The sequence below is a fragment of the Pseudomonas fluorescens genome (genome assembly GCF_005938625.1).
Taxonomy (GTDB): Bacteria; Pseudomonadota; Gammaproteobacteria; order Pseudomonadales; family Pseudomonadaceae; genus Aquipseudomonas; species Aquipseudomonas fluorescens_BD.
On the sequence record NZ_VCNJ01000039.1, the window covers coordinates 62150 to 70776 of the forward strand.

Sequence of the window (8627 nt, forward strand, 5' to 3'; positions counted from 1 at the left end):
TTAGCCTAACGAACATCAGCCGGCGACTTGCTCATCGCCCATGCCATTTCCCAGGATCAAGCATGCACACCACCACGACCCTTCCCCCTGCTTTGTATACTTGGGTGGCGGAGCAGCGCCGAGCTGGACAGCCGGTTGAACGGCTACGAAAGGCCATGCTGGACAAAGGCTGGAGTGAGCAGGACGCCGATGTGGCATTGGGTGAGCCTGGCCCGCCATCGGCTGAAGCAAATGGAACGCCAGACGTCGTTGCAATAAAGCTTCCAGCGCCCGACCTGTCGGCCTCCCCGCAGTACATTACCGTCGACCATCAGCGCATCAAGGTGCTTCAAACGCTGGAGCACCCTCGTATTGTCGTGTTCGCCGATTTCCTGTCCGAGGAGGAGTGCGAGCTGTTGATGGCGGCTGCCCGCCCGAGGCTGGAGCGATCCAAAGTGCAGGGCAAAGAGGAACGCGTATTGTCCGAGACTCGCACCAGCGAAGGGATGTTTTTTAGGCGCCAGGAAACGGACTTTGTCGGGCGAATCGAGCAGCGTATTTCAACGCTCCTGAACTGGCCTTTGGAATATGGCGAAGGCATACAGGTGCTGCGGTATGGACCGGGCGCCGAATTCGCGCCGCATCACGACTATTTTGATCCGCGTCATTTCGAGAAGCCGTTATTGCGAGGCGGGCAGCGGGTGGCCACACTGATCATGTACCTTCATGAGCCCGAGCAGGGCGGCGCCACGGTCTTTCCGGATATCAATCTCTCGATTTTTCCCGCCAAAGGCTCTGCGGTTTTTTTCAGCTATCACAAACCTGACCCCAGCACGTTATCCCTTCATGGCGGCGCTCCTGTCATCGCCGGAGAGAAATGGATTGCGACAAAATGGCTGCGTGAAGGCGAGTTCATCTGAACGAAAATCATGGCGCAGACGGTACGGAACCTGCCAGCAAGGTCGTAGTGGCGTGGTGGTCGGGTTTCGGACTCCATAGATCTACCCTGCGTTGTTGCCCACGACGGATAGAAATTTTGCGGTTGGTTTACACTTCGTGGCTTCAGCATTAGCAACGGGGTGGCCATGTCCAAGAGCGCCGCTTCGAAGCACGCATGGCAGCAAAGGATGTCGCGAGAGGGAATCAGAAGCTCATTGACCGTGGCGTCGCAACACAGCAATTCTGGTGGACTCTTGCGATTTTTGTAACTAGAAACGTTTTGGGTGGTGCGGTATCTGCGGCACTACTTCAAAAACTGGGCAATGGACATAACTCTGCACTACGCAAATGATCCGTTGTTTGATGACACGCTTCTGGATTCTGTACTATCAGAAACGGACGAGTTGCAGGTAAGAATCATTTCCGGCTGACTAGTCCCGAACCAGAGCCTCTCTGGCGGTAAGTACCCATTCCCCCATCGACTCCATTGTCACGATCACCCATCCAAAACGATGGTCAATCTAAATTGGTCAGCCTATCTGCGCAACTTTGACGTAGGTCACTTCAGCAAGCTGTTTATGCGGCCGCATGAGGAAAATAATTAATTGTCAAACTTATTAAATTCTTCCCTTGAATCGTTTTTGATTCGTAAATGCTCAGGAGTGATGTGCATGGTTCTCTGCCAAATGGGTCGACACTCGCTGTTATTGAGCGCGGTTTGTTACTTGGCTACTTGCACATGACTTCTTACGGGGAGCCACGTGGCATTTGGGCTATAGATGTGCTTAAGTCTCAGCCGCGATATAGACGCTTGAAACGTCCGGACTTCTAGCTAGGGTCGTTATCGGTTATGACTCGCTTGAAGCAAACGCCAAGGCTTGCGTAATGGCGCAGGGCAGGGGGGCTGCGTGATGCAGGCGCTGCGTCCCCACTTTGGTTCACGTGCAGGCCAAGGCGCCGCATTAGCCTAACGAGCTTGTTCATCGGATAATGGCAGGACTTGCCGCGCCAATTGATTAGGCAGGTTTGACCAACCAGTTCTCCTTGAGCTTGGCCAATGCGGTGTCTGTGGGGCGGGCGGACGCAGCACGATAGATAACACGGACGACCCAATAATCCAGGATTGATGGAACAATGAATATGCCAAACAACGTTAAACCCACCCTGATGCCGTCGTACAACTCTAGGGCGGCAGATAAGTTCGTAGTGCGCATGCCGGAGGGGCTGCGTGACCGTATCAACGAGGCGGCAGAAAAAAATCACCGAAGCATGAACGGTGAAATTGTCGCGCGAATTAGTGGCTCACTGGATCTTGAACGCAGATACGAGGAAATGCGGCAACTCAACAGCTTTCTGAATCAGAAGATCTCAATACTGGAGACGGCACAGCTCAAGGGAATGCCTGATGTGGCCAGCCGTTAAAGACCGCCAGGAGATGGTCATGCCGACCTTTACGGAAGATGAAAAGCGTACATGTTGGGAGCATGAAGCGTCTGCTTGATGATGCACGAGAGGAGCGTGCGGTTCATGACATGCCTTGAAGACGGCTCAGGGCTGTGGCCAAGAGAAAGGGGCATTTTGCCTGGAGGGCACCGTTGGGCGTCAAGGGCGTTTCTCTGGCGCCCGCCTTCCGGGTCCGTGAGCAGGATCAGGCGTGAGCTGAAAGTGAATCCCGCGAGTGGCGCCGCAATAACAAGGTCCACTTTTCCCCAGGACTGCAGGGTCGCATCCTTGTAAACGTTCACCCCCGATTGTGCCCTGCAACCGCAGGCCCATTGCTCCGCGGACCGATAGGGCTGAGCGGGGGTCTGCCCGCCAGGGGGGCAGGCTTCGAAAACGCAAAGGGGAGGGGCACGCCTTGTGGCGAACCTCCTTGCCCGGTCGCCCTTCAATTCAAGATGGTCTTGAGCAATTGCCGGGCGTCCTCGTCGGCCACTTGGATAAAGTTGCGATGACCGTCAATGGAATACTTCAGATACACCTGCGCCCCGTGGTCGAAGGTGCCTTTGATTTTCGACGTCACGTGGGAAATCAGGTCTGTGTTAAGCACCAACACTTCGCCGTTGGTGTCCTTCAAGTACACAAAAGCCATTTTGCAGTTCCTTTTGCTGGGCCCCAGGCCGTGTTCACCACGGGTGAGGTCATCACGTCGACAGATGGCCGTTCATACGGCGGCAGAAGAGTGCCGTACCCCGATCATTTGTTTGATGGAAGTATCCCAATGAGTGCGCCCGCGGTCTCTTCACCACTTTAGCCGCACGGCGCCTCACCGGGTGCCATTTAACGCAACATGTGCCATGACAAGTTGTTCAGTCTCGATCACCAGAGGGGTGGAAAAAAATCCGGTATCGGTAGGCGGGTGGGGGCCTCATAGATAATGATGGGCTCTTCATATATAACCGCCGGTACCTCATAAATAACAACCGGTGGAGGCCCTCGGCGCTGTCTGATAGGTGGAGCTTGATGATAAAACGTCGTGGTGCCATAGACCACCTCTGGGGAACGGCTGGAAATGATGGTGGGCTTCTGAAAAATCTCCAGATAGCTTTGCGCAGCGCACGCTGTGGACAAGATAGAAGCCGCCAGAACGATGCAATATTTAACAAGTCGATGACACATGAATTCCTCCAGCGTAACGAGGGTGGTTTGACGATTTACAATGACTGCCGTTGCTCAGTTGCGCGATGAATAAGTCGCTTTAGGTCGTGCTTAGGTACTGACGACCTATGGGTTGGGCATACCCGCGGTGAATCGACTAAGCGTTACTGAGGGTTATTGTCTTCAGGGATGTACTGCAATAGATCGCCCGGCTGACAGTCCAGTGCACCGCAGATGGCTTCCAGCGTGGAAAACCGCACCGCCTTGGCCTTTCCGGTTTTTAGAATGGACAGGTTGGATAAGGTGATTCCGGTTCGCTCGGCCAGCTCGCCCAGTCGCATTTTGCGGGTGGCGAGTACGACATCCAGGTTGACAATGATGGGCATTAATACGTCCTAAATGACCGATTCCAATTCTTGCTCGGCTTGGGCAAGTCCTTGGGTGGCCATGCAGCCAATCCAGGTTGCTACGCCCGTGACGAGCATCGGCAGATTAAGGCTCAGATCGACCTGCACATGCGGGTTGTCTGACACCGAAACTAAGCTTCCTGACAGTTGACCGAACAGGGCTGCGAAGGGCCAGACCAACGTAACGATGGCGATTCTGCGCAGTCCAGGGATGAGCTGTGCGGCGGCCGGTCCCTGGCGCAACGAAGAGAGCAGCGTTCTCAAGCTCAGAAAGAGGGCAATCGAGAAGCTTGCTTCGATCAGGATATCGATCATGGCACCGACGGCGCCCTTGGACGTGTCGACCTGTAAGGACAGTCCCTCGGTGGCGGCGCTCGCGTTCTCTGGCGAGAGAGCCGATGCGTTAGAGGAAAGCTCCAGGTACCCCGTTGCTTGACCGGTCATGATCAGATACAGCGCCAGACAACCGAACAATGCAGTGCAGATCGCCAGGAGGGTGCAGGTGGTCTCCAGGCCCTTGATGAGTTTTCCGGTAAAAGGGTGTGCCAGATCGTAGCGGCTGGGTGTGGGTGAGTGTGTCATGAAGCTGCTCCTTGGTGATTGACGTGTCGACAATACAGCGGTGATTGTGATTATCAATGATGATTTGTCTTTTATCAATAAATAATAGGCGAATTTCGCCAAGGGCTGCGATACCATCTGCTGGTCAGATGGTACGAGTACGACCGCAAAAGTAAACGAAGGGGGAGAAAACGAGGTCCGCGATTGTGATCCGCCGAATCATGAAGCTAAACGGCCTCGGTTGGTGCGCGTTCAAGAGAGAGATTGATAGGAGATCTCGTCGAATCTCAACACCGTGAAGCCCACACCAGCCACCGGCCTTGGCCACCCACGCACTTCGAGCGATTGCCGCAGCGTTCGCAGCACCGCCCCACGGGCATCAAAGACCACAGGGGCGCCTACGCGGCTTAGGGGCGTCATTTAAGAGGAAGTCGATCAGTAAAGTTTTTTTGCTAACGCAATGGGGTTCATCATATATCTGCGTGGTGACTTACCGATAAAGGATATTGGGCGCTGATCATTTGTGGACAAGGGTTTGATCGCTGAACTGCGTCTCTGACGCGTCTCGTCAGTCCTCAACGACTTCACGATGGTTAGTCTGTTGGATAGGGCGATTGTTCTTGGGAAACAATTTACGGAATTCGTTAATTTGAGACCTCGACATCTCGATGGGCTGCTTGAACGAGCCCCATGAAAGGCAGGACACCGTTTCCCCCCTTACGATAAGGGATAGGCAAACGGTTATGTTTATGACTAACAGCAAAGATAAGAGTGGAGAGCTTTTGGGCCAGGAGCGGCGGCGCCGCTGGAGCCCAGAGCAAAAACTGGCCATGGTGCGAGAGAGTCTTGAGCCAGGCCAAAGCGTTTCAGTGGTGGCTCGTCGTAACGGCATCAATGCCAATCAGCTGTTTCTGTGGCGCAAGCTTTATCAGGACGGCAACCTGTCGGCGGTCAGTGCTGGTGAAGCCGTGGTGCCAGCGTCCGAGCTGAGCGATGCGCTTAAACAGATCCGTGAACTGCAACGGATGCTGGGCAAGAAGACGATGGAAGCAGAAATCCTCAAAGAGGCCGTGGAGATCGCCCGGTCGCGAAAATGGATTGCGCACTCACCCTTGTTGCCGGGGGATGACCAGTGAAGCTGGTCAGCGAATGTCTCGGTGTGGCGCGCTCGCAATTAACGGTTCGAATCAAGCAATCGGTATCGCCCAAAGTGCGGCGAAGCAGGCCTGTGAACGATGTAGAGCTGGTCGCTGAGATCCAGCAAGAGGTCAGCGAACTGCCCAGCTATGGATACCGCCGCGTCTGGGGACTGCTGCGTCGTGCACGTGAAAAGCGGTCGCTGCCGGCGATCAACGTGAAACGGGTTTACCGGGTGATGCGTGATCACAACTTGCTGCTTGAACGCAGGATCAAACAACCTGGCGTGCCGCGTCGGCACGAAGGCCGTATTGCGGTGGAAACCAGCGATACACGTTGGTGCTCGGACGGTTTTGAGTTTCGATGCGAGGACGGCGCCAAGCTGAGCGTGACCTTCGCCCTCGATTGCTGTGATCGCGAAGCCATCGGCTGGGTGGCAAGTCCGACCGGGTACAGCGGCGATGACATCCGCGACTTGATGCTGGAAAGCGTGGAGAAGCGTTTTGGAGATCAACTGCCCACCACGCCAGTGCAATGGCTAAGCGACAACGGCTCGGCGTACACCGCCGAACAAACACGCCTGTTTGCTCGACAGATCGGCTTGCAGCCGGTGACCACCCCTGTGCGCAGCCCGCAGAGCAACGGCATGGCCGAGAGCTTCGTGAAGACGATTAAACGAGATTACGTGGCGCACATGCCCAAGCCGGATCGAGAAACAGCGTTGCGTAACCTGGCAATTGCCTTCGAACACTACAACGAGCAGCATCCGCACAGCGCCTTGAACTACCGCTCACCGAGGGAGTTCAGGCGCTTGGCGGCGGCATCAATTTAACGGGGAGTTGGTGTCCGGTTTTGTAGGGGCAAGTCCAGCCTTGTCACTGCTGATCCGCGCCAGTGCTAGTGGGGCATGCGCGAATCAGACCGAAATTAAGTGGCGTAAGCTCGGTCGATTACCGAACCCACGCCGATCACATGGGGCGATTACATCGTCCAACTTTTCGGGGGCAATTCAAATCCATCGTCTATCTGGATTGCGCATACCGTGCCTGATTGTCAACCAGGACTGCTTCCGTCACGGGGGTCAGCGCGGAGGTTATGCCTGGAGGCTCGCAGAGATCCTACTCGATATAGCCATGACGACGATCCCTATTGTCCGGCTGGCCTTTATTGGGCTGGGAGCGCAACAGTATATTGGGCGTGTCACCAGTCTTACTATTACCGCCTACGCTCGAAATAATATCAACAGGCAAGCGTGTTCCCTTGGGTAAAGTTATTAGAAAAGGAGCCCCACCCGTAGGCCTAACGCTCGAACTCATGTCAGGATAGAGCCGTCCCCCCAGTTTCAAAGCCTCGACAAAGGGAAACGACAGCCAAGACTTACCTGGTTCGGCGTACTTCCCCCCGGCGATCACTTCTCGCTCAGAACCTTTAGGAACCAGCATCACGTTGAGCGCGTCCTGTCCGGTTTTCTGTGCCATGGTCGCAGCAAGCTCGTGACGACTCCTACCGTTCACTGGGTCGTATCCGTTGAGGATCGTTGCATGAGGCTTCTGATGTCCCTGAATCGTATTTGTCTGAAAATCGATGAATTCGTCCCCCTGCACGCGCACTGCAACGAAATCCTCGCCAACGTTGTAGTCGTTCATGATTTTCGCGGTTATTCGCCCGTCCGGAATGCGGTCATACAACTCGGCATTCTTGATCGGCACCTCCTGCAGGCGTTTGTTGAACGCCTCCCGATCGGAGATGTACGGTACTTCGTTTAGCAGCGATTTAACCGTCGCTGGAGTGAGTACGCGTTTCCATGCCTTGGCTGTTTCCTCCCTGGCAGTGGCTTCGTTCTTAGCTTCTTTCGCCGCTGCTCTCAAGGGCGAGAGCGTTGGATGCTCTTCCAAATCGTCGGTGTAATCGTTGAGCCCCAATTCCTCCATCAGATGGTTGACTTTCGTTTCAAGCCCCTGCTCCGCTGCAATCCATTTTTTATGTGACGCTTCTTTCAACTTCACAGCGTTATTGTACGTCTCGTTAACATCGAGGCCATGACGATGATCCCCCATATTGTCCGGCTCACCTTTATTGGGCTTGGGACGCAACAGCATGCTGGAGGCGTCCTCAACTTGTCCATCCGGAATGCTGTCATATAACTTGGCATTCTTGATTGGTACCTCCGGCGCGCGTTTGTTTGCACGTGCCGCTTCGTTCAACTGCGCGGCGTTAGCGTACGTATCCTCAACATCGAAGCCATGACGACCGTTGTTCTTTTCCTCCTGCGCACCTTCGCCAGGCTTCATGAGCCCCCCTTCATCCACCGAGTGGATATGACCGTCGGCTGTCAGGTCAATCCGCCCGTCATAGCCCTTGGTCGGCGCATCGATTGCTTGTTGATGCAACGCCTCACCCACGGCATTGGCCAAACTCGGGCCACTGTCACACACGCCTGTGCCACAACCCACGAGGTTCACTTTTTTGATCGAAGGGGTGTCGGTTGCACCTGCATCATTACGTAACTTGCCTACCTCGTGCGCAAGTCCTTCGGCATCCAGCCCGCCCAGCGTACGGGAGCCACCTGGCGTGCCGTCACCGTGGCCCACCAGCTTAACCTTGGTCTGGCCGCCGATGCTCTGAAGGTCTCCAGCCACCATGGTATGTTGGCCTTGAGCGTCCCGCTGAAGCAGGACACTGTTGTCCGGGTGTTTGTCATAGATATGCTGGGCGGCTTGATCCGTAACCGAATCAGACTCCAGCTTCACGATCACTCGGCTGTCGTACTTGTCAGCTGGCTTTGTTTGCGTCGCCCCATGGCTATCGGTATTTTTCATGACGCTGTCCGTCACCCCGGGTGCCGGAGTCACTTTCACTGCATCAACTGGACCGGACTCATTGCCGGTATGGTTCGCGGGAGCCAAAGATAGCTCAAGCCCGTCCGGCGTCCGCAATGGTTGATCGCCTGCTTGTCGGTGCAAGGCTGGCGTACCGGAAGTCTCGCCGGCATCAATCAGGTCGTGT

General features: G+C 55.2%; 6 protein-coding genes and 1 pseudogene. 3 read left to right on the forward strand and 4 right to left on the reverse strand.

The window, feature by feature from the left end:
- Positions 1-62: 62 nt before the first annotated feature.
- Positions 63-899, forward strand: a complete 837-nt coding sequence (locus FGA82_RS22150; protein ID WP_141128762.1) for a 2OG-Fe(II) oxygenase — start codon at positions 63-65, stop codon at positions 897-899.
- 1159 nt (positions 900-2058) lie between these two features.
- Positions 2059-2340 (forward strand): Arc family DNA-binding protein, encoded by a 282-nt coding sequence (locus tag FGA82_RS32705; protein ID WP_283242340.1) that lies wholly within the window; start codon positions 2059-2061, stop codon positions 2338-2340.
- A 466-nt stretch (positions 2341-2806) separates the two neighbouring features.
- On the opposite strand, the gene FGA82_RS22160 is transcribed toward FGA82_RS32705, so the two are convergent.
- The 3 genes from FGA82_RS22160 to FGA82_RS22170 all read right to left on the reverse strand — a co-directional run bounded on the left by FGA82_RS22160 (position 2807) and on the right by FGA82_RS22170 (position 4505).
- The gene (locus tag FGA82_RS22160) at positions 2807-3010 is read right to left on the reverse strand and encodes a hypothetical protein (RefSeq protein ID WP_141128763.1); all 204 of its coding nucleotides are present in this window, start codon (positions 3008-3010) and stop codon (positions 2807-2809) included.
- A gap of 670 nt (positions 3011-3680) precedes the next feature.
- The gene (locus FGA82_RS22165) at positions 3681-3902 is read right to left on the reverse strand and encodes a helix-turn-helix domain-containing protein (protein WP_141128764.1); all 222 of its coding nucleotides are present in this window, start codon (positions 3900-3902) and stop codon (positions 3681-3683) included.
- 9 nt (positions 3903-3911) lie between these two features.
- Positions 3912-4505 carry a hypothetical protein gene (locus FGA82_RS22170; protein ID WP_141128765.1) on the reverse strand — a complete coding sequence of 198 codons (594 nt, stop codon included), beginning with the start codon at positions 4503-4505 and terminating at the stop codon, positions 3912-3914.
- Positions 4506-5233: 728 nt separating this feature from the next.
- Here FGA82_RS22170 and FGA82_RS22180 point away from each other — a divergent pair.
- A pseudogene (locus FGA82_RS22180) lies at positions 5234-6453 on the forward strand (IS3 family transposase).
- Between the two features lie 286 nt (positions 6454-6739).
- On the opposite strand, the gene FGA82_RS22185 reads toward FGA82_RS22180, so the two are convergent.
- Positions 6740-8627: C80 family cysteine peptidase (locus FGA82_RS22185; protein WP_249384275.1), on the reverse strand; the 1888-nt coding region annotated here is incomplete at its 5' end.